Source organism: Acinetobacter sp. 1125_18A, from assembly GCF_052824985.1.
Genome location: NZ_VTDG01000003.1, coordinates 340,368 through 365,571, shown reverse-complemented (window position 1 = coordinate 365,571; position 25,204 = coordinate 340,368). Strand labels below are relative to the sequence as shown.

Annotated in this window: 32 protein-coding genes; 19 read left to right on the top strand and 13 right to left on the bottom strand. The window is 36.7% G+C overall.

The window, feature by feature from the left end; genetic code table 11:
* Positions 1-114 precede the first annotated feature (114 nt).
* Together prpB and prpC are read left to right on the top strand one after the other, a co-directional pair.
* Positions 115-999 (top strand): methylisocitrate lyase, encoded by an 885-nt coding sequence (prpB, locus tag FY049_RS07310; protein ID WP_004720700.1) that lies wholly within the window; start codon positions 115-117, stop codon positions 997-999.
* 4 nt (positions 1,000-1,003) lie between these two features.
* A complete protein-coding gene (prpC, locus tag FY049_RS07305; RefSeq protein WP_004821331.1) occupies positions 1,004-2,140 on the top strand; it encodes a bifunctional 2-methylcitrate synthase/citrate synthase in 1,137 nt (378 codons plus the stop codon).
* 56 nt (positions 2,141-2,196) lie between these two features.
* Here the strand turns inward: prpC and FY049_RS07300 are convergent, their stop codons facing one another.
* The 3 genes from FY049_RS07300 to FY049_RS07290 form a co-directional block, all read right to left on the bottom strand.
* Positions 2,197-2,784, bottom strand: a complete 588-nt coding sequence (locus tag FY049_RS07300) for a hypothetical protein (RefSeq protein ID WP_056510946.1) — start codon at positions 2,782-2,784, stop codon at positions 2,197-2,199.
* Positions 2,785-2,796: 12 nt separating this feature from the next.
* Complete coding sequence (locus FY049_RS07295; protein ID WP_056510949.1) at positions 2,797-3,420, bottom strand: hypothetical protein; 624 nt, start codon at positions 3,418-3,420, stop codon at positions 2,797-2,799.
* 208 nt (positions 3,421-3,628) lie between these two features.
* Positions 3,629-5,299, bottom strand: coding sequence for an FMN-binding glutamate synthase family protein (locus FY049_RS07290; RefSeq protein WP_446083436.1), 1,671 nt, complete (start codon positions 5,297-5,299; stop codon positions 3,629-3,631).
* A 186-nt stretch (positions 5,300-5,485) separates the two neighbouring features.
* Here FY049_RS07290 and FY049_RS07285 point away from each other — a divergent pair, with 186 nt between their 5' ends.
* Entirely contained in the window at positions 5,486-5,701 is a 216-nt protein-coding gene (locus FY049_RS07285) for a hypothetical protein (RefSeq protein ID WP_262085992.1), read from the top strand.
* 99 nt (positions 5,702-5,800) lie between these two features.
* Positions 5,801-6,256, top strand: coding sequence for a DUF6896 domain-containing protein (locus FY049_RS07280; RefSeq protein ID WP_004821343.1), 456 nt, complete (start codon positions 5,801-5,803; stop codon positions 6,254-6,256).
* A gap of 285 nt (positions 6,257-6,541) precedes the next feature.
* Here the strand turns inward: FY049_RS07280 and FY049_RS07275 are convergent, their stop codons facing one another.
* Entirely contained in the window at positions 6,542-7,705 is a 1,164-nt protein-coding gene (locus tag FY049_RS07275) for a ribosomal protein uL16 3-hydroxylase (RefSeq protein WP_446083435.1), read from the bottom strand.
* Between the two features lie 333 nt (positions 7,706-8,038).
* Here FY049_RS07275 and FY049_RS07270 point away from each other — a divergent pair, with 333 nt between their 5' ends.
* Positions 8,039-8,245 carry a hypothetical protein gene (locus FY049_RS07270; protein WP_224965436.1) on the top strand — a complete coding sequence of 69 codons (207 nt, stop codon included), beginning with the start codon at positions 8,039-8,041 and terminating at the stop codon, positions 8,243-8,245.
* A gap of 103 nt (positions 8,246-8,348) precedes the next feature.
* On the opposite strand, the gene FY049_RS07265 is transcribed toward FY049_RS07270, so the two are convergent.
* Entirely contained in the window at positions 8,349-8,942 is a 594-nt protein-coding gene (locus FY049_RS07265; RefSeq protein ID WP_224965519.1) for a Maf family protein, read from the bottom strand.
* A gap of 21 nt (positions 8,943-8,963) precedes the next feature.
* Complete coding sequence (locus FY049_RS07260) at positions 8,964-9,347, bottom strand: DUF2237 family protein (protein ID WP_004720680.1); 384 nt, start codon at positions 9,345-9,347, stop codon at positions 8,964-8,966.
* 139 nt (positions 9,348-9,486) lie between these two features.
* Here FY049_RS07260 and FY049_RS07255 point away from each other — a divergent pair, with 139 nt between their 5' ends.
* From FY049_RS07255 to FY049_RS07225, 7 genes are all read left to right on the top strand, one after another.
* On the top strand, positions 9,487-10,674 hold the full coding sequence (locus FY049_RS07255; protein WP_004720679.1) for a phosphoglycerate kinase: 1,188 nt from the start codon (positions 9,487-9,489) through the stop codon (positions 10,672-10,674).
* A 148-nt stretch (positions 10,675-10,822) separates the two neighbouring features.
* Positions 10,823-11,101: a hypothetical protein gene (locus tag FY049_RS07250; protein ID WP_056511874.1), complete on the top strand. Its 279-nt coding sequence runs from the start codon at positions 10,823-10,825 to the stop codon at positions 11,099-11,101.
* 128 nt (positions 11,102-11,229) lie between these two features.
* Positions 11,230-12,267 (top strand): class II fructose-bisphosphate aldolase, encoded by a 1,038-nt coding sequence (gene fba, locus FY049_RS07245; protein WP_004720677.1) that lies wholly within the window; start codon positions 11,230-11,232, stop codon positions 12,265-12,267.
* 116 nt (positions 12,268-12,383) lie between these two features.
* The gene (locus FY049_RS07240) at positions 12,384-13,235 is read left to right on the top strand and encodes an EamA family transporter (protein WP_446083434.1); all 852 of its coding nucleotides are present in this window, start codon (positions 12,384-12,386) and stop codon (positions 13,233-13,235) included.
* A gap of 64 nt (positions 13,236-13,299) precedes the next feature.
* Positions 13,300-13,731 (top strand): hypothetical protein, encoded by a 432-nt coding sequence (locus tag FY049_RS07235; RefSeq protein WP_056510977.1) that lies wholly within the window; start codon positions 13,300-13,302, stop codon positions 13,729-13,731.
* Positions 13,732-13,792: 61 nt separating this feature from the next.
* Positions 13,793-14,401: a GNAT family N-acetyltransferase gene (locus tag FY049_RS07230; RefSeq protein ID WP_262780083.1), complete on the top strand. Its 609-nt coding sequence runs from the start codon at positions 13,793-13,795 to the stop codon at positions 14,399-14,401.
* 151 nt (positions 14,402-14,552) lie between these two features.
* Positions 14,553-15,164: a GNAT family N-acetyltransferase gene (locus FY049_RS07225; RefSeq protein WP_434277350.1), complete on the top strand. Its 612-nt coding sequence runs from the start codon at positions 14,553-14,555 to the stop codon at positions 15,162-15,164.
* Between the two features lie 22 nt (positions 15,165-15,186).
* Here the strand turns inward: FY049_RS07225 and FY049_RS07220 are convergent, their stop codons facing one another.
* From FY049_RS07220 to FY049_RS07195, 6 genes are all read right to left on the bottom strand, one after another.
* Entirely contained in the window at positions 15,187-15,729 is a 543-nt protein-coding gene (locus FY049_RS07220; protein ID WP_446083433.1) for a CbrC family protein, read from the bottom strand.
* A 40-nt stretch (positions 15,730-15,769) separates the two neighbouring features.
* Positions 15,770-16,810, bottom strand: a complete 1,041-nt coding sequence (locus tag FY049_RS07215) for an AlbA family DNA-binding domain-containing protein (protein WP_096734050.1) — start codon at positions 16,808-16,810, stop codon at positions 15,770-15,772.
* Between the two features lie 198 nt (positions 16,811-17,008).
* Positions 17,009-17,650 carry a DUF4304 domain-containing protein gene (locus tag FY049_RS07210; protein ID WP_446083432.1) on the bottom strand — a complete coding sequence of 214 codons (642 nt, stop codon included), beginning with the start codon at positions 17,648-17,650 and terminating at the stop codon, positions 17,009-17,011.
* A 21-nt stretch (positions 17,651-17,671) separates the two neighbouring features.
* The gene (locus FY049_RS07205; protein WP_224965442.1) at positions 17,672-18,271 is read right to left on the bottom strand and encodes a hypothetical protein; all 600 of its coding nucleotides are present in this window, start codon (positions 18,269-18,271) and stop codon (positions 17,672-17,674) included.
* A 45-nt stretch (positions 18,272-18,316) separates the two neighbouring features.
* Positions 18,317-19,000 (bottom strand): hypothetical protein, encoded by a 684-nt coding sequence (locus FY049_RS07200; protein WP_446083431.1) that lies wholly within the window; start codon positions 18,998-19,000, stop codon positions 18,317-18,319.
* 26 nt (positions 19,001-19,026) lie between these two features.
* The gene (locus tag FY049_RS07195; protein ID WP_446083430.1) at positions 19,027-19,677 is read right to left on the bottom strand and encodes an A1S_1983 family putative colistin resistance protein; all 651 of its coding nucleotides are present in this window, start codon (positions 19,675-19,677) and stop codon (positions 19,027-19,029) included.
* A gap of 100 nt (positions 19,678-19,777) precedes the next feature.
* On the opposite strand from FY049_RS07195, the gene ispF reads away from it, so the two are divergent.
* Entirely contained in the window at positions 19,778-20,269 is a 492-nt protein-coding gene (gene ispF, locus FY049_RS07190) for a 2-C-methyl-D-erythritol 2,4-cyclodiphosphate synthase (protein ID WP_004720660.1), read from the top strand.
* 153 nt (positions 20,270-20,422) lie between these two features.
* Here ispF and rpsT read toward each other — a convergent pair whose 3' ends face one another.
* Complete coding sequence (gene rpsT, locus FY049_RS07185; RefSeq protein ID WP_004720657.1) at positions 20,423-20,689, bottom strand: 30S ribosomal protein S20; 267 nt, start codon at positions 20,687-20,689, stop codon at positions 20,423-20,425.
* 213 nt (positions 20,690-20,902) lie between these two features.
* Here rpsT and FY049_RS07180 point away from each other — a divergent pair, with 213 nt between their 5' ends.
* From FY049_RS07180 to FY049_RS07155, 6 genes are all read left to right on the top strand, one after another.
* On the top strand, positions 20,903-21,568 hold the full coding sequence (locus FY049_RS07180; RefSeq protein WP_166782527.1) for a nucleoside-diphosphate sugar epimerase: 666 nt from the start codon (positions 20,903-20,905) through the stop codon (positions 21,566-21,568).
* A gap of 12 nt (positions 21,569-21,580) precedes the next feature.
* The gene (rraA, locus tag FY049_RS07175) at positions 21,581-22,093 is read left to right on the top strand and encodes a ribonuclease E activity regulator RraA (protein ID WP_056511003.1); all 513 of its coding nucleotides are present in this window, start codon (positions 21,581-21,583) and stop codon (positions 22,091-22,093) included.
* Between the two features lie 42 nt (positions 22,094-22,135).
* Entirely contained in the window at positions 22,136-22,921 is a 786-nt protein-coding gene (locus FY049_RS07170; protein ID WP_056511006.1) for a glutathione S-transferase N-terminal domain-containing protein, read from the top strand.
* A gap of 150 nt (positions 22,922-23,071) precedes the next feature.
* Entirely contained in the window at positions 23,072-23,455 is a 384-nt protein-coding gene (locus FY049_RS07165; RefSeq protein WP_324099797.1) for a DUF6678 family protein, read from the top strand.
* Positions 23,456-23,637: 182 nt separating this feature from the next.
* On the top strand, positions 23,638-24,579 hold the full coding sequence (locus FY049_RS07160; RefSeq protein ID WP_004720648.1) for a Dyp-type peroxidase: 942 nt from the start codon (positions 23,638-23,640) through the stop codon (positions 24,577-24,579).
* A 106-nt stretch (positions 24,580-24,685) separates the two neighbouring features.
* Positions 24,686-25,042 carry a hypothetical protein gene (locus FY049_RS07155; protein WP_105712715.1) on the top strand — a complete coding sequence of 119 codons (357 nt, stop codon included), beginning with the start codon at positions 24,686-24,688 and terminating at the stop codon, positions 25,040-25,042.
* The last annotated feature ends 162 nt before the right edge of the window (positions 25,043-25,204 follow it).

Here is a 25,204-nt window from a genome sequence, read left to right as displayed (position 1 = left end):
TTCATTTTTCTTTGACTAAAGTTTTAGAGTAATATACCTAAATGGTCATATGCGAAATATAAATTATGGCTATACTCAAAACTCAATAAACAAGTGACCACTGTGGAAGGGAATATGACACAACAGACGTCTGCAGGCTTAAGATTTAGACAAGCTCTAGAAGTGGAAAAACCATTACAAATCATTGGTACAGTCAACGCTTATGCAGCGATGATGGCGAAACAGGTGGGTTATAAAGCCATCTATCTTTCAGGTGCTGGTGTGGCAAACTATTCTTATGGTTTACCTGATTTAGGGATGACCAGCTTAGACAACGTATTGGAAGATGTTCGTCGTATTACAGAACGTGTAGATACACCATTACTTGTTGATATCGATACAGGTTGGGGTGGTGCATTTAATATTGCACGGACAATTAAACAAATGATTAGTGCGGGTGCGGCAGCTGTCCATATTGAGGATCAAGTTGCACAAAAACGTTGTGGTCATCGTCCAAATAAAGAAATTGTTTCTCAACAAGAAATGGTTGATCGCATTAAAGCAGCAGTTGATGCAAAAACAGATTCGAACTTTGTTGTGATGGCACGTACAGATGCATTGCAAAAAGAAGGTTTGCAAGCCGTGATTGATCGTGCCTGTGCATGTGTCGAAGCTGGCGCAGATGCGATCTTTGCTGAAGCAATGACGGACATTACCATGTATAAAACAGTCTGTGATGCAGTAGGTGTTCCTGTTCTTGCAAATATTACAGAGTTTGGTGATACACCTTATTACACCACCCAAGAGTTAGCTGAACAGGGAATCAGCATGGTGCTATATCCATTGTCTGCAACACGTGCAATGCAAAAAGCAGCTCTCGAAGTTTTCCGTTCAATTCGTGAAAATGGTACACAAGTTAATGTACTGGATAGCATGCAACAACGAAAAGAACTTTACGAATTCCTTGATTATCATACTTTCGAAAACACTCTAGATAAACTGTTCACCCAGGAGAAATAATAAAATGGCTGAAGGAAAAGTACTTACAGGCGCAGGATTGCGTGGTCAAGTTGCAGGTAAAACAGCACTTTCTACAGTAGGTAAGAGTGGCGCAGGCTTAACTTATCGTGGTTATGATGTGCAAGACCTTGCAGAAAATTGCCAATTTGAAGAAGTCGCTTATCTTATTTTCTTTGGTGAATTGCCTACAGCAGAACAGTTGGCGACATATAAAGCCAAATTAAAATCACTTCGCCAATTACCACAAGCTTTAAAAGAAGTATTGGAGCGTATTCCTGCTGATTCACATCCAATGGACGTGATGCGTACAGGGGTTTCAATGTTAGGTAATCTGGAAACTGAAAAATCATTTGATCAACAGCAAGATGTGGCAGATCGTATTCTTGCAACTTTGCCAGCGATCATTTGTTATTGGTACCGTTTTAGTCATGATGGTGTACGTATTGAAGAAAATACTGATGACGATTCAATCGGTGCACAATTCTTGCATTTACTGCGTGGTGAAAAGCCAAATGAATTACATGAACAAGTGATGAATGTTTCATTAATTCTTTATGCTGAGCATGAGTTTAACGCTTCAACATTTACTGCACGTGTATGTGCTTCAACATTGTCTGATATGCACTCGTGTATTACTGGCGCAATTGGTTCACTGCGTGGTCCTTTGCATGGTGGCGCAAATGAAGCTGCGATGGAAATGATTGAAAACTGGACATCTCCAGAACAAGCCGAACGTGAAATGCTGGGTAAACTGGAACGTAAAGAAAAGATCATGGGCTTTGGTCATGCGATCTATAAAGACAATGACCCGCGTAATGGCATCATCAAAATTTGGGCTGAGCGTTTAGCAAAAGATGTTGGTGATACAGTGCTTTACCCAGTATCAGTACGTTGCGAAGAAGTGATGTGGCGTGAGAAGAAATTGTTCTGTAATGCCGATTTCTTCCATGCATCTGCATATCATTTCATGGATATTGCAACAAAATTATTCACACCAATCTTTGTGATGTCTCGTGTTACGGGTTGGGCAGCGCATGTAATGGAACAACGTGCTGACAATCGTATTATTCGTCCAAGCGCAGATTATACTGGTCCAGAGCTCCGTAAAGTTGTACCGATCACTGAGCGCTCAGCGGCGTAATGCATTGATCAAGATTGATAAAAGCAGTAAAAATAAAGCCTCCTAAGAGGCTTTATTTATTGGGGAAGTTGACCGGTAGGAAATAAAACAACAGCTTCTTCACGGCTATATCCTTCATCAAAAGGTAAGCTGAGTGATTCAAAAGTAATCAGTGCACCTTTATGTTTTGGCAGTTCAAAAGCCTGTTTAAGTTTAATTTCTGGACTGTAACTGGTTAAATTCTGTTGAAGACTTTGATATTGCGGACTGGATATTGTAAATATCGAGCCATAAATTGTTTTAAATGAGTCAGAGCTTTCAGTATCAGAAGGTCTTTGTTCGAGTAGATTAACGTTAAAGTCTTGAAGCGCGATTTTTTTAAGCGGTTTGAGCTGAGTCTTTATGCTTGAAAGTTTTTGCTGAAAGCTTTGTTGATCTGTAATACCTGTAAAATTTTCATCGTATTTGAGCAGATCATAGCGTTTTTCACTCAGTGAATAGCGATAAACTCTTGGAATGTCATAGCTTGCTGAATTTTCAAGAATTAAAACCGCTTTTTTATCTGAATCATAGCCGAGGACTTCAAGTGAAATATTGCTATAACTTTTTGCAAAAGCGAGAGAACTAAAACTGAATAAGAGCGTCGATGTGATTATTTTTAACACGATTTATCCTCATTATTGTATTGGTAAGAGCAAAACAGTATCTTCAACATCATAGCCTGTTTCTTCTGGAATGCCGAAATATTTAACCACAATCAGCCGCTTATTCTGATTTGGCACGACATAGTTCTGAGTGATTTTTATTGTTTTAGCATACTGTATAGCTTGTTGGTTTTTGCTTTTTAAAGAAGCTGTTGTAACTTTGTATATGGTTTTATATTGAGGAATCTTTTGGGATTGATCATGCCAAGCAGGGACGTAATGAGTTTGACTTTGCACCACTTGAATTTTTGCTGTATTGGCATTTCCTATAAGTAACGGTGTTAAACGCTTTTTAATTTTATTTAGGTCTTTTTCAAACTGGATAGCATCTTGATCATAGTCAATTTTATGTGTTTTGGGATTGATATATAACGATTGTACTTCAATCAACTTGTCAGGTGTTTTACTGTTGAGTTGATAATAGTATAACTGTGGCAAGCGCCCACGCTCATCTTCATAGTGTCGTAACAGATAAAGTTTTTGTTGTTTTGCTTCATAACCCAATACTTCTATTGTTTGTCTACCACCCACAGTTGCATAACAATGTAATGACGTTGTAAGGATAGTGGTGGCGGTTATGTGTTTTAGAAATTTCATCCGCAAATATTCTTGATGTGTTTTAAGCTATCTTGCTTAAATATTGTTTAGATTAAAATGGTGTTTGAGTAAAAATAAAAGCCAATATAAACTTAAAAAATGCGTAAGAATCAAAAACAGAAGATTAGGCTTCTTTTAACTATTTAAATGCTAGATATAAAAAAGGAGATCATGTTGATCTCCTTAATGAAATTTCGTTTGCAAATAATTAGAAATGTTCAGCAGTTGCTAAGTTCCACATTCTAAAATAGAAATTTTCTTCATCTTTATTTTCACAACTGAGCAATTCACCATCTTTCATCCAAAAGTGCAATTGAGCATAGTTTTTGATTTCACGGTCATTGATTCGTTGTGCCAAATGATGTGCTTTAATCTCAGCAGGATGTTGTAAGCCAGCTGCAGCAATCATTTCCGCAAGCGCTTTTAAGGTGTTTTTTTGGAAACTAAACACACGGTCTGCTTTAGATGGTACATCAAGTGCTTTTTGACGCTCTTTGTTCTGCGTTGCAACGCCAACAGGACATTGGTTGGTATGACAACTTTGTGCTTGGATGCAACCCACCGCAAACATAAAGCCACGTGCAGAATTGACCCAGTCAGCACCCATAGCCATAGTACTGGCGATATCAAAGGCACTGATAATTTTACCACTTGCGCCAATCTTGATTTGAGAACGTAAACCTGCGCCAATTAAGGTATTGTTTACAAAAAGCAGGCCTTCACGTAAAGGCGTACCCATATGATCAATCAGTTCAATAGGGGCAGCACCTGTACCGCCCTCTGAACCATCAACCACGATAAAATCTGGAGTGATTTTGGTCAGTCGCATGGCTTTTACAATGCTCATAAATTGCCAAGGTTGTCCGATACACAATTTAAAACCAACCGGTTTGCCGTTGGATAGCACACGTAATTGCTGAATAAAATGCATCATTTCAATAGGAGTGCTAAAAGCAGAATGTGTCGCTGGGGAAATACAATCCACGTCCATAGAAACACCGCGTATTTCGGCAATTTCTTTGGTGATTTTATCTTTGGGAAGAATACCGCCGTGCCCTGGTTTTGCCCCTTGTGATAGTTTGATTTCGATCATTTTGATCTGAGGCAAAGCCGCTTGTTGCTTAAATTTTTCAGGATCAAACTTACCATCTAAAGTACGGCAACCAAAATAGCCACTGGCAATTTCCCAAACAATATCACCACCCGGTTCAAGGTGATAAGGACTTAAGCTACCTTCACCTGTGTCATGATAAAAGTTGCCTTTTTTTGCACCAGTATTTAAAGCAAGAATGGCATTTGCACTCAAACTACCAAAACTCATTGCTGAGATATTCATGATCGAAGCGCTATAAGGTTGTGAGCACTGATCATTACCAATACTAATTCTAAATGTATTAAAATCAGCAGGTGTTTTGGGTGTCATCGAATGGGTTAAAAAACGATAGTCATCTTGATAGACATCAATAATTGAACCAAAAGGCTTATCTGCATTTTCATTTTTAGCACGTTGGTAAACTAAACTTCTTTGTGCACGTGAAAAAGGTAAGGCATCATCATCAGATTCAATGAAATATTGACGAATTTCAGGACGTATATCTTCAAAGAAAAATCGAAAATGTCCCATTAAAGGGTAATTTCTTAAAATAGAATGTTGTGTTTGGATGATATCGGCAAAGCCAATTGCGGCCAGTATGGATGAAATAATCCAAGCTAAATTCAGTACAGTATCTGAAAAAAAGTAATAAATATAATGACCTTCGTTAAAGAAAATAATCCAAGTCAAATATAAAGATACAAATATACAAAGGAACCAAACAGAATAACGAGAGAAAAAAGTATTGAGAAGTTGATGTCGAATTGCTTGAGCAGGACTTGCCATGAAGTAAATATCTCATTCTTTATATAGCGCTAAATTGCCCAAATTGATGAAAAAGCTCAAGTAATGATTTGTTAGACTTGAGAATGGTTCTAGATTAATAATTGAATGATTTATTTTCTAAACAATTTGAGTTAATTTAACTGAAATATTTATTCAATATGTGATGAAAACAAAAAGGAATCGAAAATGTTTGAAGAGTTTCTGACAAAATTGTTAAACCCAAGTATCAGTTTTTTAGCCATTTATGTTTCTGTGATCGTTGTTATTGCTTATATCGGGCTATTCTTCCAGTTTTTTAAAATTAAAAATCTAAAGCAGGAAAACGAGACATTAAAGCATCAGTTAAATTCTCAAGCTCACTCAAATATCAGCTTAAGCAAGGATGAGGGAATTATTTCTTAAAATTATGCTGAAAATAAATTGATAGAAATAAAGCCTGAATTTTCAGGCTTTATTTGATAAGTTTTAATTATTTAGCTTTGAAATTTTGACAGTAATTATATGATCGACCTTACTTCTGATGTAGAACAGGAATTATTAACAGCAATGGACAACTATAAAGCCATTGCTGAAGTGCTTATTGATAAATTAATTACAGAAACAGACCAACCTGAAAAAGAAAAAATTAATGCAGGACACTATTACGAAATACAAGATGCTGATTTTTTAAATGGACAAAAAACGCTATCGGAAGATTGGTCTTTTTTTGTGCATGGAGAGCATTGTATGTTTGAGAATTTAATAACAGGACAAATTCTTGAAGTTTCGCTTGGAAACAAAGAAAGTATTGGCAATCTTGACCCATATTTCTTTTATAATTTTCTCAAGACAACAGTTGAATTCAATCACTTAACAAAATACTTCGTTAATCCCTTTAGTAGTACTTTAGACTTTTTTGAAAAACTTGAACGACAAAAAATATTGACAATAGATTTCGGAGTTTATCGAAAACTATGAGAAAAAATAGTCTGATAAAAGGACAATAAAGTCACAGCAAAGTCTTTATCTCTAGTGGAATGAAGTGTTTACTTTTCTAATACCTATGAAAATTTATACTTTAGCAGAACTGAAGTGACTTAAACTCAATGCTTCGGTTAAGTCCTCAAGCTCACTCAAATATCAGCTTAAGCAAGGATGAGCGAGTTATTTCTTAAAGTTATGCTGAAAGTAAATTGATAGAAATAAAGCCTGAATTTTCAGGCTTTATTTAAGTGTTACATTGTTAGAGTTAGATTGCGAATTTTATTCGTCAGTGGGAACAAGCATCAAGATAGATTCATTTAATAATCCAGCAATGTCCTCTAATATTTCATCATCAGACAATTCATGATTGAGTTTGACACTTTGTCCATCTGCAATCTGCTTTAAATGGGGTGCAAATTGTTCAGAAATACAGATCGATTCACCATTTGCCCAGAATAATAATTCATGATTCTGTTGAAGATAAATTAATCGAGAGGCTGGCTCAATTTGTAGTAAATAGCCTTGGTCAAGAACTTCTTCTAAATCTCCAGTGCCAATCGCTTCAGCATCTGGAATATTTTCAGGGTACTTTGCTTCAGCCATTAGACTCATAATGGCATCTTCTAACACTTTAGAATTATTTAATTTTGCCAACAATTCAGTTTTTAAATAATCAAGTTCAGCTTGTGTCACTTGCCCAATCGGGTTTTGTTTATTCCGTAAGATGTCGAGAAGCGGATTACGTAGTTGTTGGTTTTCGACAAATTTATCGCTGACACGATCCATCATGTCGGCAATATTAGGCATACGGAAACCAAAGGAGTAGGTTAGGCAATCGTCTTCCGCTACACCATAATGTGACAATCCTGGTGGGACATAAAGTAAATCGCCTGGCGCTAAAACTTCATCAAAATTGATCTCCATTTCTGGAAGTAGCTTTAACGGCTGCCCTTCAACAAATTCAGATTCAGCATCACACATTTGTCCAAGTTGCCAACGACGATGTCCATAGCCTTGTACAAGAAATACATCATAAAAGTCAAAATGCTGACCTACAGAACCACCTTTAGCAGCATAAGAGACCATAATGTCATCACGACGCCACTGTGGAATAAAAGGAAATTTCTTCCAAAGCTCTGCTAAATCAAATGAATAGTGATCTACAGCTTGAATCAATAAGGTCCAAAGTTTTGGCATTTTTTGAAAATCACCTTTGATGAGTGGTGATGATTTTACTGACCATTGATTTGGATCTTTGTCTTTTTGCTTAATCAGGCGTGCTGTGATGTTTTCATCCAGAGCAAGCTCCATAACGTCATCTGGAACAAGGATATTGGCAATTTCAGGTAAAGCATTACGAACCAATAAAGGTTTTTTTTGCCAGTATTCTGAGAGGAATTGTTCAGCAGTAATTCCGCCAAGAACATCTAAAGGTAGGGACATGAAAATAGCCTAAGCAAATTTGAATCTATAATGTAGCTATTGTCTTATGAGATGACAGGTGGTGCAAGTATTTGTAAATTTATTCAAAATATATTTATATAAAAACAGCCATGCTTTTTTGAAAATTAAAGGAGTTGTAAAAGTCATGATTTTAAAAAATATCTCATAATATATCCGAGATTTGCCTAGATTTAAAAGAAAGCATTTTTTAATTGGATTGAGGGATATGGATTTGTTCCTATTTCGTATTATTCTGATCCCAAAAAAGAAATTGCAGACAAAACACTTTCAGTATTGTGTTCGTATTGACAATTGATTATCAAGGGCAAAAATATGTCTATTCCAACTTGGGTGGTGAGTGAAGCGCAAGTGAATGATTTTAGTGAGGTTCAATTAAATCAAATTTGGTTAGAGTATTTAAACAAGGTGATTCTTGCTTTTGAGTTGGTCTTGATTGGGGATTATCAAACAGAATCTAAAGCTAAGATTAAAGAAGGGCTTATATTATTTGCAACGCATTATCAGGATTTATGGGATTAACTCAAAAAGTCTTCATCCTTTTTTAATGCATGAGCAAATAACACAAAGTCCAGGTAATTATGGAAATTTATAATAAGATCGAGCTTATTATACAATGTGGAAATTAAGGTAGCAGGATTCCCAACTTCCTTAAAATTCCACATAACTGAATCATTGGCATACCCATCAAAGTGGTTTGGTCTTGCCCAATCATTTGCTCAAATAAACCAATACCAAGACTTTCACACTTAAAGCTACCCGCACAATGCAGAGGCTGATCAATTTCGATGTAACGCTCAATTTCAGCCAAAGTTAAGTCACGAAATTTCACATGATAATGCTCAACCAAGGTTTGTTCAAAACCAGAAGCCAAATGTTGCACACTTAAGGCAGTACTAAAAAAGACATTTTTGCCTGAATTGGCTTGTAGCTGTTGAATGGCTTTTTCTACAGATAGAGGTTTACCAATAAAATCTTGTGGTGCATGTTCACGCCAAGCCACTTGATCTGACCCAATCACAATTGCATTTGGATGTTCTTGAGCAATGATTCGGGCTTTTTCAAAAGCCAAGCGTTTAGCCAAATCATCGGCATGAGACTCACCCTGTGGTGATTCATCGATTTCAGGAGAGATACAATGATAGTCTAAGCGTAAACGATTCATTAAATCTTTACGGGTTTGGCTCGATGAAGCCAAAATAATTTCAGGGTGATTCATCTTTGAATAATTCATGCCTAGTTATACTGCATATTCCATCAAGAGATCTAAGGGAACATACGCCAAAACAGCTTGATGACAGGCTTGCAGTTTTACGCGAGGTGCCATGTCGTTTTGATAGGCCTCAACCCAACGCGTCACACATAAACACCAAAAATCACCAGGTTGTAGTCCCGGAAAGCCGTGTTCTGGCAGCGGTGTAATTAGGTCATTTCCCACTTTTTGTGAAAAATTTAAAAATTCTGAAGTCATTTCAGCGCATACAGTGTGCTGACCGAGGTCGGTTGTTGCTGTATGGCAGAAACCATTACGAAAATAACCTGTGATTGGAGAAAAACAACAACTTGCTAAAGGTTCACCTAAGACATTTAAACCATTGATTTTAGGATCGGGATGAAAAGACATAAGCGTATAGAATTTAAAAGTTCGCCCTATAATAATCAAATCTCAACTTTTCTACAGCTTTTCTACAAAAGTATCTAACCTTTTTTTGTGTAATCATTTAGAATCTACGCGATTTTTAATATCTATAAGAGAGCTATACATGAATTTTCAGCGTATGACTGACCTCGATTTAGCAGGCAAGCGTGTACTTATTCGTGAAGACTTAAACGTACCTGTTAAAAATGGTGTGATTACAAGTGATGCACGTTTACGTGCTGCATTACCGACAATTAAATTGGCACTTGAGAAAGGTGCTGCGGTCATGGTGTATTCTCATCTTGGTCGTCCCGTTGAAGGTGAGCCAAAAGCGGAACAATCATTAGCTCCTGTAGCTGCTTATTTAACTGAGGCGCTTGGTCAAGACGTTAAATTATTTACAGATTATTTAGATGGTGTTGAAGTTGCAGCAGGGCAAGTGGTATTACTTGAAAACTGCCGTTTCAATGTGGGTGAAAAGAAAAATAATGCTGAACTTTCAGCAAAATATGCAGCGCTTTGTGATGTATTTGTGATGGACGCATTTGGTACAGCGCATCGTGCAGAAGCATCAACTGAAGGCGTAGCACGCTTAGCAAAAGTTGCAGCAGCGGGCCCTTTGCTTGCAGCTGAATTAGATGCTTTAGGTCGTGCGTTGCAAACACCTGAAAAACCAATGGTTGCAATTGTTGCTGGTTCTAAAGTTTCTACTAAACTTGATGTTTTAACTTCGCTTTCTGATATTTGTGATCAATTGATTGTTGGTGGTGGTATTGCCAATACATTCTTAGCCGCAGCTGGCTTCAATGTCGGTAAATCATTGTGTGAACATGATTTGATTGACACAGCGAAAGCGATTGCGGCAAAAGTATCAGTTCCACTTCCAACCGATGTGGTTGTGGCAGATGCCTCTGCAATCGATTTTGCAGATTTCTTAGGTTCATTGGCAAATGCTAAAGCAACTGTAAAAAAAGTTGAAGATGTTGCAGACAATGACATGATTTTGGATGTCGGTCCTGAAACTGCGAAAGCTTTTGCTGAAATCTTAAAAACGTCTAAAACGATCCTTTGGAATGGTCCAGTTGGCGTGTTTGAAGTGGATCAATTTGGCGAAGGTACAAAAACACTTTCTTTAGCGATTGCGGAATCTGAAGGATTCTCTATTGCAGGTGGTGGTGATACTTTAGCGGCAATTGATAAATACCAAGTTGCAGACAAAATTGGTTATATTTCAACTGGTGGTGGTGCATTCCTTGAATTTGTCGAAGGCAAAACACTTCCTGCTGTAGCGGTATTGCTTGAACGTGCTTAATTGAAAAATTATTTTAATTATGACGTTTATATGAAAGGCTGACCTCGTGTCAGCTTTTTTTATCTGAGAGATTCATTGTAAAGTAATAAAAATGAAATATAACTGCAATAAAATAGATCAAATCCAATCACCAACACTGGGAAATGTGATGAAATTTAAATTTACACTTGCAGCACTTCTTATTGCTCCTTTGGCATTTACTGCATGTTCTAAACAAGAAAAAGCACCAGCCTCAGAACAAACATCTTCTTCTGAAGCTGTTTCAGCAGAATCAGCAAATACATCTGCAGAACAACAAGCAGTGATTGATGCACTTGATCAACCTGTTTTGGATGAAAAAAATACAGATGTTCCAGCTGAAAAAGCAAACGCTCCAGCGGATGCGGCTACACCAGCGACTGAAGAAGAAGCACCTAAAGCTCAATAATCTTTCTAAATGTTGTTATTTGTTAAAAGTCCTCGCAAACGCGGGGATTTTTTATGAAATAGTCAATATTGTTGCTGAATTGAAATAAAGCAACATGTAGAATATGGGGCATTACTTGGGAGGATATTATGGCTCTTATCTCATTGCGCCAACTCTTGGATCATGCCGGTGAACATAGTTACGGCGTTCCAGCGTTTAATGTGAACAACTTAGAACAAATGCGCGCAATTATGTTAGCCGCTGACGCAACAAATTCACCTGTAATTGTGCAAGCTTCGGCTGGTGCACGAAAATATGCAGGTGCTCCATTTTTACGTCATTTAATTTTAGCTGCAATTGAAGAATGGCCACATATTCCAGTGGTAATGCATCAAGATCACGGTACAAGCCCAGATGTTTGTCAACGTTCGATCCAGCTTGGATTTTCATCTGTAATGATGGATGGTTCTTTAGGTGCAGACGGTAAAACACCAACGTCTTATGAATATAACGTTGATGTAACACGTCGTACTGTTGAAATGGCACATGCATGTGGTGTTTCTGTAGAAGGCGAAATTGGCTGTTTGGGTAGCCTTGAAACAGGCTTGGCTGGTGAAGAAGATGGTGTTGGTGCAGAAGGTGTACTTGATCATTCTCAACTTCTCACTTCTGTTGAAGAAGCTCGTCAATTCGTTGCAGATACCAATGTTGATGCTTTAGCAATTGCAGTCGGTACTTCTCATGGTGCGTACAAGTTTACTCGTCCACCTACAGGCGATATCTTGGCAATTGACCGTATTAAAGAAATTCATGCGGCACTTCCAAATACTCATCTTGTTATGCATGGTTCAAGCTCGGTACCACAAGAATGGTTGGCGATCATTAACCAATATGGTGGTGACATCAAAGAAACTTATGGTGTTCCAGTTGAGCAGTTGGTTGAAGCAATCAAGCATGGTGTACGTAAAATCAACATCGATACAGATTTACGTTTAGCATCTACAGGTGCAATGCGCCGTATGATGGCTGAAAAACCAAGTGAATTTGACCCACGTAAATTCTTCGGTGAAACTGTTGAAGCAATGAAACAAATCTGTGTAGACCGTTATACAGCATTTGGTACTGCGGGTAATGCAGATAAGATTCGCCCAATTTCTTTAGAAAAAATGGTTGATCGTTATAAATAATCTTTGATGGTTGTTGATTACCTAAAAGCCCACTCACGCTAGTGGGCTTTTTCTTGAATCATAGGGACTTGGTTCCGCATAAATTTTGCAATGGTTGGTAAGATAAGAAGTAAATTATGGAACTCATATTTTCAGCAGCACTTTGTAGTGTACTGGTTTCAATGCTTTTAAAATGGACCAAACAAAAAGGTTTTGATGCATTGCAAATGATTGCTTGGAATTACGCAATCGCCAGTGTATTGAGCTATATTTGGTTTAAGCCTGATTTGGCCCATATTTCAATCTCAAATACACCGTGGTGGTTGATTCTTGGTTTAGGTGTTGTATTACCCAGTATTTTTTTATGTCTAGCTAAATCATTACATAGTGCAGGAATTTTAAAAACTGAAATTGCACAGCGATTATCTGTAGTTTTATCATTATTGGCTGCATATTTTTTATTCCAAGAACAATTTAATCAATTAAAAATGCTTGGTATCGGTTTGGGTATCGTGGCAGTTTTATGTATTGTGCTTTCCCAGTCGAGTCCATCAAATTCATCCCTCAATCAGAAAGGGATCCTTTATTTACTCAGTGTTTGGGTAGGTTATGCTTTGGTTGATGTTTTATTGAAATATACAACCAGTCTGGGCTTACAGTTTCCAGTTACATTAACCTTGATGTTTATCTGTTCATTCCTATTATCTGTCGCTTATTTACTGATTCGAAAAACTCAGTGGAAGCTTCAGAACTGTATTGCTGGTTTGGCTTTGGGGATTTTAAATTTTGCCAATATTGCTTTATATGTCAAAGCGCATATTTTATTAAAAGATTCTCCAGCCATCGTTTTTGCAGGGATGAATATCCTTGTGGTGTTATTTGGGGTCATTGCAGGGCTGTTAATTTTTAAAGAAAAGCTTAAAGTGATTACCGCTCTAGGACTGGTTTTAGGTTTGGCTGGAGTGGTATGTTTAGCCTTGGCAATATAATGATTTAAGAGAATGAAAGATTAAAATGATAAGAATACTATTCATAATACTGGGTACATTTATCATGATAGATGTTTTTGCAGCAAATTTAACATTGGTGAAGACTGAACAAGAAAAAGGAGATCGTGATAATCCTTCCATCACGACTTATACCTATAAAGCAATATCTCCTTTAGTTGTTGAATCTTTATATGGTTATGATGCAGATTATGGTGAGAATAATTTAAAAATTCAATTTTTAGATCAAGATACTCAAGGAACATATTTAGGTCATACACGTTTTTTAGTTGATGATGAGTCAAAAAAATACGTTAAATTATTAAAATTCCCCAGTGTTCCGTTAAAACATGGATGCTTTTATCAAGCTCAGGCAGAGATTCTTCTTGATGATGTTTTCGTTTCTAGAAACGATTTAAGCAGTTCATCATTTGGGAGTGCTTTTATTCAGAATATAAAACCATTATCAGATGTAAAATTAAAGTGTGATATATATTGATGCTGATCACTTTACAATGACATCAAACGGTAAATTTATAGATTAACTTGGTGGATATGAGATGGATGCATTTGAACAATTATTTATTCATTTAGATTTACAACTAAATAATATTCGCTTAGTACCACTGTCTTTTGAACACGAGCAAGGACTCGCTGAAGCGTGTCGTGATGGTGAATTGTGGAATTTACGAATTACCTCTACACCACATTACACAGAAGTTAAAAATTATATTGAAAAAGCATTAATCCAAAAAGCACAGGGCAGCCGTTATCCCTTTGTTGTCATAGAGGAAAGCTCAGGGAAAGTCTTGGGAACGACCAGTTATCACGATATTTTATTAAACGTAAAACGTTTTGAAATTGGCTATACATGGTATGCACAATCGGCACAACGGACCCATGTCAATACAAGCTGTAAACTATTGCTATTAGGGTTCGCTTTTGAACAACTTCAGGCCAATACCGTGGCGTTGCGGACTGATCAATTTAATTTTAAAAGCCAAAAAGCCATTGAACGTTTAGGTGCTAAAAAAGATGGCATTATTCGGGGTGATCAAATGCGTAAAGATGGTACGATTCGAGATACGGTGTTGTACAGTATTGCGCAAGGTGAGTGGAACAATGTAAAAGCACATTTACAAGACATGCTGGCACACTATAAAAAATAACTATTTTTGTTGAATTATATTCGATTCAAGGGCATGCAAATGCCTTTGAAATCATTTGAAAGATCGTCATGGTGATTTCATATTTTGATCATAAAACTTTCAAAAACATAGCGGACAATGGAGGAGCATTCTTTACATTGGTGTAATTGCTATGAATCAAGATATCTTTTCAACGCTTTATACATCATTACAAACCCATCAAGTGCAGCTTTTACCACTACAAATAGAACATGAAAATGCTTTAGTTGAGGTATGTAAAGATGGCCGCTTGTGGGAATTAGATTATACATCGGTTCCACATTATTCTCAGATCAAGGCTTATATTACCAAGGCACTTGAACAAAAATCTTTAGGAATACGCGTACCTTTTGTTGTTTTAAATCAGCGGAATGGTCGTATTGTAGGAACCACCAGTTTTCGCGATTTTATTTGGGAGGTACGCCGTGTTGAGATTGGCTATACATGGTATGCACAATCAGCACAACGCAGTCATATCAATACCAGTTGTAAGTTGTTATTACTTGAGTACGCATTTGAAAAACTACAAGCCAACTCGGTTGTATTAAGGACGGATATTCGCAATATTAAAAGTCAAAGTGCCATTGAGCGTCTTGGTGCGCATTATGATGGTGTGCTACGTCAAGATGCGCTACGAAAAGATGGAACTGTTCGCGATACTGTTATATACAGCATAATCAAAGATGAATGGCAGGGCATTAAACAGCATTTAAGCCAGTTACTTAGCCAAAGCTATAAGGTTTAACTTATAAGGTTTGATTATGTATTTAACTACAATCTATATGTAAGCGATGTTGTTGGCAATGAATGCATTGAAACAGATAGCCTGTTAAATCACCGTCGATACTGAGGTGATCTTGGATAAGCTCTACTGGATAACCATTTTCTTCGATATCGGCTTTGATCTCATCCCAAATTGGTTTAAGCATTTCACTATCCGCATAAGCGATAAACTGACATGGTTCATTGCAATGCACCAGCCAAACTTCTTGTTGCCAACTATGATAACTTGGCGTTTTTAAGCAGATTTCATCTAAAAACTCAGGGTTGATTTTTTCGGATGGAACATTTGGGTTTGAAGAAATACCTTCAATGCCACAATAGTCATTGTATTCTCCATCGTATTTTTGCGCTGCTGCACCATTGGCAATACACCACGGACAGATATAATCGGGTTCATCTATGCTATAGAAAGAACATACGTACTTTAAATCACGTTGTTGATTGCAAATTGAACAAATACCATCTTCTTTTTCAAACAGATCAAGTTTGTATGCGTTGGGATGATATTTAAACTGAGGATAATCCATATTTTTGATTCTTCTAGGCTGAGATTTTAACTATTGAATGCTAACAATAAAATTCTACACGAAAACTTTCAATCAGTTCAGGTGGAACACGTGTTGTTTGTCCATTGGTGCGCATGAACAATTCGCCTTTGTAATACAACGGACGGTCCGATTTATTACATTTAAAGACCAATATGGTTTTTCCTTGAATCTGTATTTCTTCTAGTGTGGTATAAATATTTGAAATTTTGTTACTTTCGTGTGCCAGTTTATCAATCAAACTCCGCTTCATTAAGTCGAGTGAATTATTAAAGTGTTCCGCAAGTTCATTTTCAATCCCTACAATGGTTAAATCATCAGCAACACCTATAAAGACATAGCCATTGCGGGTATTCATAAATGCAAAGCACGCTTTGACCCATTTATCTGATTTGCGGTTGGTTAATAGGTCTGTGGTACGTTCTTTAAATTCAATCCGTTGATTTTCACCCAGTTGAATTAAATTAAAATAGTACTCTGAACAGGAATTCTGCCGATAATGATTGAGTGTGGTCTTAATTTTTTCTAATGATTTATATGCGGCAACAGTTTCTAAATTATGAATATCTTGCCATTGGTAAATTAATTTAATTTTTAACTCGTTGGCTAAGTTTGGATCAGCAAGGTATTCAAAGCTCAAATTGAGATATTGTAAAATTTCTGTGTAAATAGCATGACTGGCAATTGGAATGGAAATTTTATTAAAAGTATTTCTAATTTTTTCTAAATTTTTGTGAAATTCAAAAGCTTCTTGGTAAAAACTTAAATATTTAAACTCATTTAAAATATGTTCATAAGGGCGATGAAATGAGTTAGGAAACAGTTGCTTGGGCGGTATATGGATATATTTTTCAATCTGTTGGAAATAATATCTTAAGGTTGGGTACTTTAAGGCCTGATCAATATTAATTTCAAATTTCTCAGAAAGTGGCTTAGTGGTATAGGCTTGAAAAAACAGCAGTGTTTGGATTTCTTTGTATTTATTGGGGTAGTCATGCCAATGCGTTTCTAGAAACTCATTAAAATTCTTAAATTTATTGGTGAGATACATGTTCAAATCCATAGCAACACCTTTAATCCTCTATTGTTTGGTGTTCGGTATTTACAACAAATATGTCATCAGACTATTTATATATAGTTATTTATAAGTTAATTAAGTCAGGAAATAAAGCGTAAAACTTTAAATCGGATCGTGAAAGTTGTTAGAAAATATAACAAATATTTCAATTTGGTGAATAGCGCATTTGACTGCTTCATTTCGTCATTCATCGATAATTTGCGGAATCGCTAAACTTGGATCTTGGATAAATGATGCTAATCGTTCTTTTAATGAGGTGGCTCGTTCAGGAACAGCATCAATTGCAATCTCAGCGAGCCTCTTGACCAATTGTAAATCACCAGCAGCACTAGCTACATAGCAGAGGGTACACATGTGTGCGGGATGTAAGGGATTTATACAGGCCTGATGCGCTTTCTTGAGAAAATCTTCAGGCCAATGTGCTAATTGATTAAAGAAATTTTGGCTTTGACGATTCCACTCAGATACCAGAAATTGCACCATTTCGTTAGCATCTTGTTCATTTGAGGTATATGACCAGTCGTTGTCATGATCATTGATCAAATAAGGCAGGATCGAACTACGCCATGCACAATCATAATCACGCATTTTTTCAATATCTAAAGCGTTACCTGTACATCGCATAACATATTCACCTAATGGGATGAGGTGAATACCGAGATTAACTTGAAAACAATGTCTTTTAATGGAGTGCTGTATATCGACGATTCGAATAACTTCTCCCTCAACCTGCTTAAATACATCGCCTTTTTTTATAAAGCCCTGTGCTTTTAAAATGGGATAAAACTGACGTTGTAATAGTTTGGAAATGACTTTTTTATCCATTAGGTATATCCATGGTAAAGGCTAGCATTGCCATAGAAATTTAGCAGTTTTACCCTGAGGGCAATCAAATAGGTAGGCGGAACCTCCTCCACCAAAATTCATCTCAGTTCTATGATCAGGTCCAGTCTCTAGTTGAGCAACAAAGCGCATAGGCTTTTGGCAGCAATCACATTCAGGTGTTTCATCATTTTGCAGCCACTCAGCTGAGCCAGAAAGCTGACCTAAAATTTCTCTCTTGGGTCCTTGCCAAAGTTCACGCGATTGTGAATATTCTTCTTGCGAATCTTGGAAAATCTTGGCGCCATATTCCGTTTCACGTAAGGTATTTTCAGGTTCTAACGGTTGGAATTTTTCAAGAGCATGAATCTCTGTAATGACAATAACTTTATTACCACCACCATCTGCATCCCAGTCATCACACATCCCCGGATCTTGGCTACACATAAAGATCAATTCTAAACCGAGATCAGTTTTTACTTTGCCAAGGTATTGCATTGCACCATCACAATTTGTGCAGCAAGGCCATTCAACCTGTAAGCCAATCGTTTTAACAGGAAGACCACCAAAAGAGGTTTGATCAAGGTGTTGTGAGACTTGGTCTAAAATTAACAGTTGAGTCATTGTTATTCCCTATTTTATTTATATTTTAATTAAGCTAGTTAGATCTTAACTGTGTACAACATATCCAAAGATTCCAACCAAGCTGCTATTCTGGGTTAAGCCCAATGCAAGTCGAGGCAAGACACAACCTGTAATGATTGTTCCTTTCGGGTAATCATCAGAATCGATTTGTTCTAAAAGTGCTGAGTCACCAATCCGAACAAATGCACAGTCGATAAAATCGTGTTGTGCTGCAAACCAATTTATCATCTTGTGCCAAGGCTGAAAATATTCTGCTGGAGATTCTTCACCATCTTGTTCTACTTCTTCCCACCACTGTGTATTGGTTGTAAGCGGTTCAGTCGTAATGTTCGCCAAAGGAAAAATAGTATTGGCAAAGTATTGTTGAATCAGTTGAGGCGTAATTTTTTGGCTAGCTGAGTTGTGTGAATGCATGATATAAAAATCTTGAAAATAATCACCCGAGTTTGAACCCATGCCAACTTCAACATTTGCCATGATATTGGTGATTTCAGCGCTCAATTTTTGACAAAGTTTTAATTCATCGGAATCAATTTCATGCTGCAATGGGATATTGTGCTTTGAAATAGACCCATCATTATAAACGCTGGTAAAGCGCGAAATGATATTGTTAGGCCATTCATCTGTATCAGCACCCACATCATAATTCTGCATACATTCAGATAATATTTTTAATCTTTCTTCACTTAACGCTAGTTTTATATTCATGATTTTGCCAAATTTAATGATAAATCTTAATCATATAAACGGTAGATTCCAGTAAAGCGCTCACAGCCTTTTTGTGTTGTCGTCACAGACAAAATTGCTTTTTGGAAATTAAGCACATATTTACAGTCATGTTCATTGTCTAAAATTTCATTCTTTTTTTCAGGCGTGGTGTAAGCCAACAATGAGACAATTTGACTATCTTTACGGTTATTGGGATTTCGGTAGGCGATGCCTTCAACTTTAATCCGATCTTTAGTCAGTTGATGGATTTGTAAATGGGCGGGTTGCTTCGAAATTTTACCATGTTCATATTTGATGAAATGTTGGGTTAAACTTTGATTCATTGAAGTGTAAAAATTTAAGTCTTCTAGGCGAATATCGAACTGTTGTTTGAAACAATCGTTGCTTTTACATTGACTTAAACGGTTGAGCCACAAACGATGCGTATCATTGATTAAGCGTATTGGTGCATCTGTGACCAAATATGCAGTGAGATAGCTCTCATTTAATTGAGCGCGCAGTTCACTATACTGCGAACCACATAACTTTTTTAAAAGTGATGAATCTTGGTGCTTACAGTCAAGAGGCAGGGCGTAAACAGCTGATGTACTGATACAGCTCAAAATGAGACCAGACAAGAGTGTTTTAATTTGATTAAATTCTGTATTCAACAGCATGATCGCTTATACTTTCACAATGTTTGCATACGTACTATAGCGAAAGAGAAAGTACGAATACAAGATTTTTAAATTTTAAAAACTGCAAAAGGAGCTAAGAATGATCATACCGATTCGTATTGGGCAGGGAATGGATGTACATGCTTTTGAAGAAGGTGATTTTGTAACTTTGGCAGGCGTTCAAATTCCACATACGCATGGTTTAAAAGCACATTCTGATGGTGATGTCGTGTTACACGCATTATGTGATGCTTTATTGGGTGCATTGGCTTTAGGGGATATTGGACAGCATTTCCCAGACACAGATGCTGAATTTAAAGGTGCGGATAGCCGTAAACTTTTAAAACATGTTTATCAATTAATTTTAGACCGTGGTTATAAATTAAATAATGCCGATATTACTGTGGCATGTGAACGGCCTAAATTAGCCAAACACAATTTGGAAATGCGTCAAAGTATTGCAGATGTGTTAGATGTTGATGTGACTCAAATTAGTGTTAAAGCAACAACCACAGAGAAATTGGGTTTTACTGGTCGTCAGGAAGGTATTTTATCCACTGCAACAGTCTTAATTTCACATTTAGCAAAGTAATTATTTTTATATTTTAGATCTCTTACTTATCTATCTACTGAGAAATAATGATGAAGTGGTAGATAAGTTTTGATGTTTTCTGATTTTAATGCGCTATAGTCAAATTTTAGCTACAAAAAAAGCCCTTTAAAGGGCTCTTTTCATATGCAAAAATTAGTTAGCTAACGCTTTAACTTGTGCATTCAAGCGGCTCTTGTGACGAGCAGCTTTGTTTTTATGGATGATACCTTTATCCGCCATACGGTCAATAACTGGAACTGCAGCTTTATAAGCTTCAGTTGCAGCAGCATATTCACCAGTAGCGATAGCAGCGATTGTGCGTTTGATATAAGTACGTACCATTGAACGCAAGCTTGCGTTGTGTTTACGTGCTTTAACGTTTTGACGAGCACGTTTTTTTGCTTGAGCAGAGTTTGCCACTCGTGCACTCCTTGAATTAGATGGGTCTGGGCGGGCTGAAACCACATCTGAAAACCACATCAGAGGATTATCACCAGCCCGTAAACAAGTGCCATATTGTGATTAAAGAGGCCAGTAAAGTCAAGTGTTGACATGCTTTGACAACATTTTTGTTGAAGAAAAATTTGAAATAAAACGTTAGATTAGTAATAAATCTAGGAGATTGTTTAAAAAATGACTAATTCGATAAAAAATGCGATTGTGATTGGAGCAACAGGCTTAGTGGGGCAACGTCTCATTGAACAGCTCAATTTATTGGCTGATTGTGAAAAAATTACAGTTGTTGTACGACGAGAAAATCCTGACTTTTTAAAATTTAAAAAAGTTGAACAATTTGTATTGGATGACTTCCTTCTACTCAATGATCAAGATGTCAGCGGTTACACCCATGCATTCAGTTGTTTGGGAACGACTATTAAAAAGGCAGGTTCTAAAGAAGCTTTCTATAATATTGATTTTGAGATCAATGCACATTTTGCAGATTTATTTGAAATGACTGAAACCCATTTACTTTTAGTCAGTGCGATGGGGGCAAAAGCCAGCTCACCAATTTTTTATAATCAAGTGAAAGGTGAACTTGAGGACTATATACAAAAGTTGAATTTATATCGTTTTTCAATTATTCGCCCATCGTTACTCCTTGGTGATCGAAATGAAAAGCGATTCTTGGAAGATGTAACGCAAAAGCTGTATGGTAAATTTTCGCATTTGGTACCCAATTCTTTTAAATATAAGCCAGTGACAGCACAACAAGTGGCTCATACTATGGTCGAGGCTGCTCAAACACAAACTCAAAAAATTGAAATTTATGATAATTTGCGTATACAAAATAGCAAATAATGGAGTGATAACGTGACTACAGTACCTTTTGTAACTTGTGATTTATTAGATGATCACCCAGACCAAGACATTCAAACCTTGATCCCATCTCTAGATGGCAAATTTTTTAGAAGTTATGGGGCTCGTAAAACCTTTGGCGGTCAAATCGTGACAGTCAAGTGTTTTGAAGATAATTCACGAGTGAAAGAGTTACTTGCTACAGATGGAACAGGCAAGGTTTTGGTTGTCGATGGTGGAGCATCCATGCGTTGTGCCCTGATGGGTGACATGATTGCAGAGTCAGCGGTTAAGCATCACTGGAATGGTGTGGTGATTTACGGTTGTGTACGTGATGTAGATGCGCTAGTTGAACTTGATCTAGGTGTCCATGCATTGGCTTCAATTCCACAAAAAAGCAATCGTAAAGGCATAGGTGAGGTCGATATTCCTGTGTATTTTGGTAGTGTCACTTTCAATTCTGGTGAATATATCTATGCAGATAACAATGGAATTGTGGTTTCAAAAGAAAAAATAGTGGATTTATAAAAAGCTTTATTTAAGCGAAAACAATCGTCTAGGGGGTATACAATGGTGCATCATCAAATTAAAGTTGTACAAGCTTTGGCTTCATCACTGACTGAGGGAGGCCGTGGTGTAACAGGAACTCCGTTTCCAAACCAGCCAGAAAAGGCTTTAAAGTTATATGAGTTTGAGGGTTCACCATTTTGCCGCCGTGTACGAGAAGTAATGACCTTGCTCAATTTGGATTATGAAGTCTATCCATGCCCTAAAGGTGGGACCAAATATCGTCAGGTTGTAAAAGAAAAAGGTGGAAAATTGCGTTTTCCGTATTTCATTGATGAAAACACGGGAACAGCAATGTACGAATCGCAAAAGATTGTTGATTACTTATTTAAGCATTATGGTAAAACAGGCAAAACACCAAAGAAATATTCTCATTATCCTAAATACCCAACGGTCGCTATGGTGGGAACCATTATTAATGGTGCACGCGGGGTTTGGGTTAATAAAAAAATTGTTGATCGTGCAAGTCCAGCGCAATTATTGGAATTATGGGGGTTTGAAGCCAGCCCCTATACACGTGTTGTGCGTGGTGTGTTAACTGAATTAGAAATTCCATTTATCTTTCATAATGTGGCTAAAGAGTGTTGGCAAGATCTAGGCCCAGCAGTTTTACGTTTAAAACCGGGTAAATATGTTCCTTTGGTGGGTGGCAAACGTGAAAAAATTATTCCAGTTATGGATCGCGCAAAGCAAGACATTCAAGTGCCTTATTTAGAAGATCCAAATACAGGTGAAAAACTCTTTGAGTCAGCAGCAATCGTACGTTATTTACAGAAACAATATGGTTAACTCTATGTGTCAAAAGCACCGAACATAGGTGCTTTTAATTGAAGGATAAATGTGGATTTACAAGAAAATTATCTTGAATATCGAAATCATATAAATACTTTAAAGACTGACCAAGGCTATATAAAGTATATTTTGAAAATTCAGCAGATCATGCATCAACGGCAGTTGGTATCTTGTATGAGTGATTCAAAATGGCTCAAACTTCTGCATGCAATGACAGACTTGGATTTTCCACCTGCATTTATTGTCAAATTGGTGACTGAAAATAGAGATCTACAAGCTGAAGATCAATTTGTGAAGAAAATTCCGTGGTATTTGGGTGATTGGCATCCTTTCTATCACGATGCTATGCCTGTATTTATTGGAATTGAATATTTAATTGTAAAGCCTATGCTAAGCAAGCCGAGGGGAAGATTGATCGATGATTTGATTTTAGATCAAACAGATCAATTTCGTACTTTATTGCAGCGTTTGAATATTGTGTTTGATGAAAAAAATAGTTGTTTTAAAATTTATGCTTATCACTCAAAGTAATTTTAAAAATAATGACAATAAATGTGTCTGAATAAAAAAGTCAAAACTTATTGCTTTAATCATTTTTCGCAACATTTCTATCCATATAAATATTGTGAATTAGTGGATTGTTAACGATAAAAACTTAAGCTTTAAAACAGCCTATGTTAGATTGTAACCAATAGAATATTTTGAGATAAATTATGACTTCAACTCGAATTCAACCTGTTATGAATCGTCCAGGGGAAAATGCCTTATTTATTGTTTTAGGATTAAGGCTTGGGGCTGAAGTAATAGATACAGTAATCGATTTTGCAGCAAATTTTTCAGCATTAACACGTAGTTTAACCAACCGTTATCCAGATGCACAATTTAGTGCAGTCATGGGATTTGGGGCAAATGCGTGGGAACGTTTATTTCCTGATCAGGCTAAACCACAAGAATTAGAACAGTTTAAAGAAATTAAAGGGCCAAAATATACGGCTGTTTCAACAGAAGGCGATTTGTTTTTCCATATTCGTGCTGATCGCCAAGCGTTGTGTTTTGAAATGGCAGATATGATCAATACGCAATTAAAAGCCGTAAGTTATCCAGTGGATGAAGTGAATGGTTTTCGATATTTTGACGGTAGAGCGATTATTGGCTTTGTCGATGGGACAGAAAACCCAGAGCCTGAAATTGCAGCTGAATATGCGCTGGTGGGTGATGAAGATCCAGACTTTAAAGGTGGCAGTTATGCATTTATTCAAAAATATATGCATGATATGGATAAGTGGCGTGCGCTCAGTGATGAAGAACAAGAAAAAGTCATCGGACGTAAAAAGTTTAATGATGTTGAGTTGAGTGATGATGTAAAGCCGAAAACAGCACACAATGTAGTGAGTAAGGCGCATGATGCAGATGGCAATGAAATTAAAATCATGCGTGCAAATATGCCGTTTTCAAATCCATCTAAAAATGAATATGGCACCTTCTTTATTGGTTATGCACGCAAATTTAGTGTCACTCGACAAATGTTAGAGCATATGTTTCAAGGTGATGAAGAAGGTAATTTAGATCGTTTATTAGATTTTAGTACAGCAGTGACAGGAACCTTATTCTTTGTGCCTACTGTCGATTTCTTAGATGATTTAGGCGACGAATAACGCTGATGGTTTATGTTCAGGTAATGGGTCGTTTTAAAACGGCCTTTTACTGCGAACTTTTGTCATCTTTGTTATGATGAATCTTTGATTTAATTGAGTTTTAATGATGTTTGATAAAATTGCAGCATTATTTAAGGGCAATAAAAACGGTCCTGAACAAGTTTTTCTACAAGAAAATAATATTCAAATTGATGCTGAGCATGGTTTTATTGTAGATGGTATTGTTTTAAATCGTGAGTTATCTGAACGGCTGGAATACTTTTCTAACCGAAAACTCAATAATTTTGATGATTTAAAGGCTTTGTTCTATAAAACAATTTTGATCAATGAAAAGATTGATTTAGAAATCGCGACAAACAACTATGTGCAAAGACTTGGCAATACAGAAGAAAATTTAAAACAATTCAAACAAATTATTCAAAAACTCAATGATTATTATAAAACGTTTAAACGAGAAAAATAAATCAACTTAAGGCATGGATAACATTTGGTGGAATCGGAATATTTCACCAAAGAATGATGTGTGATGTTGCTTAGATTTTTAATTGTTATTAAATGGCTATTCTCAATTCATTTGCAAGAGCTTCCACAGGTCTATGATCCTGTGAGTATGTCTTGAGGCTGA

Coding starts and splice junctions, on each gene's coding strand:
- prpB (WP_004720700.1), top strand. CDS start 115: ATGACACAACAGACGTCTGCAGGCTTAAGATTTAGACAAGCTCTAGAA.
- prpC (WP_004821331.1), top strand. CDS start 1,004: ATGGCTGAAGGAAAAGTACTTACAGGCGCAGGATTGCGTGGTCAAGTT.
- FY049_RS07295 (WP_056510949.1), bottom strand. CDS start 3,420: ATGAAATTTCTAAAACACATAACCGCCACCACTATCCTTACAACGTCA.
- FY049_RS07290 (WP_446083436.1), bottom strand. CDS start 5,299: ATGGCAAGTCCTGCTCAAGCAATTCGACATCAACTTCTCAATACTTTT.
- FY049_RS07285 (WP_262085992.1), top strand. CDS start 5,486: ATGTTTGAAGAGTTTCTGACAAAATTGTTAAACCCAAGTATCAGTTTT.
- FY049_RS07280 (WP_004821343.1), top strand. CDS start 5,801: ATGATCGACCTTACTTCTGATGTAGAACAGGAATTATTAACAGCAATG.
- FY049_RS07275 (WP_446083435.1), bottom strand. CDS start 7,705: ATGTCCCTACCTTTAGATGTTCTTGGCGGAATTACTGCTGAACAATTC.
- FY049_RS07270 (WP_224965436.1), top strand. CDS start 8,039: ATGTCTATTCCAACTTGGGTGGTGAGTGAAGCGCAAGTGAATGATTTT.
- FY049_RS07265 (WP_224965519.1), bottom strand. CDS start 8,942: ATGAATCACCCTGAAATTATTTTGGCTTCATCGAGCCAAACCCGTAAA.
- FY049_RS07260 (WP_004720680.1), bottom strand. CDS start 9,347: ATGTCTTTTCATCCCGATCCTAAAATCAATGGTTTAAATGTCTTAGGT.
- FY049_RS07255 (WP_004720679.1), top strand. CDS start 9,487: ATGAATTTTCAGCGTATGACTGACCTCGATTTAGCAGGCAAGCGTGTA.
- FY049_RS07250 (WP_056511874.1), top strand. CDS start 10,823: ATGAAATTTAAATTTACACTTGCAGCACTTCTTATTGCTCCTTTGGCA.
- fba (WP_004720677.1), top strand. CDS start 11,230: ATGGCTCTTATCTCATTGCGCCAACTCTTGGATCATGCCGGTGAACAT.
- FY049_RS07240 (WP_446083434.1), top strand. CDS start 12,384: ATGGAACTCATATTTTCAGCAGCACTTTGTAGTGTACTGGTTTCAATG.
- FY049_RS07235 (WP_056510977.1), top strand. CDS start 13,300: ATGATAGATGTTTTTGCAGCAAATTTAACATTGGTGAAGACTGAACAA.
- FY049_RS07230 (WP_262780083.1), top strand. CDS start 13,793: ATGGATGCATTTGAACAATTATTTATTCATTTAGATTTACAACTAAAT.
- FY049_RS07225 (WP_434277350.1), top strand. CDS start 14,553: ATGAATCAAGATATCTTTTCAACGCTTTATACATCATTACAAACCCAT.
- FY049_RS07220 (WP_446083433.1), bottom strand. CDS start 15,729: ATGGATTATCCTCAGTTTAAATATCATCCCAACGCATACAAACTTGAT.
- FY049_RS07215 (WP_096734050.1), bottom strand. CDS start 16,810: ATGGATTTGAACATGTATCTCACCAATAAATTTAAGAATTTTAATGAG.
- FY049_RS07210 (WP_446083432.1), bottom strand. CDS start 17,650: ATGGATAAAAAAGTCATTTCCAAACTATTACAACGTCAGTTTTATCCC.
- FY049_RS07205 (WP_224965442.1), bottom strand. CDS start 18,271: ATGACTCAACTGTTAATTTTAGACCAAGTCTCACAACACCTTGATCAA.
- FY049_RS07200 (WP_446083431.1), bottom strand. CDS start 19,000: ATGAATATAAAACTAGCGTTAAGTGAAGAAAGATTAAAAATATTATCT.
- FY049_RS07195 (WP_446083430.1), bottom strand. CDS start 19,677: ATGCTGTTGAATACAGAATTTAATCAAATTAAAACACTCTTGTCTGGT.
- ispF (WP_004720660.1), top strand. CDS start 19,778: ATGATCATACCGATTCGTATTGGGCAGGGAATGGATGTACATGCTTTT.
- FY049_RS07180 (WP_166782527.1), top strand. CDS start 20,903: ATGACTAATTCGATAAAAAATGCGATTGTGATTGGAGCAACAGGCTTA.
- FY049_RS07170 (WP_056511006.1), top strand. CDS start 22,136: ATGGTGCATCATCAAATTAAAGTTGTACAAGCTTTGGCTTCATCACTG.
- FY049_RS07165 (WP_324099797.1), top strand. CDS start 23,072: ATGCATCAACGGCAGTTGGTATCTTGTATGAGTGATTCAAAATGGCTC.
- FY049_RS07160 (WP_004720648.1), top strand. CDS start 23,638: ATGACTTCAACTCGAATTCAACCTGTTATGAATCGTCCAGGGGAAAAT.
- FY049_RS07155 (WP_105712715.1), top strand. CDS start 24,686: ATGTTTGATAAAATTGCAGCATTATTTAAGGGCAATAAAAACGGTCCT.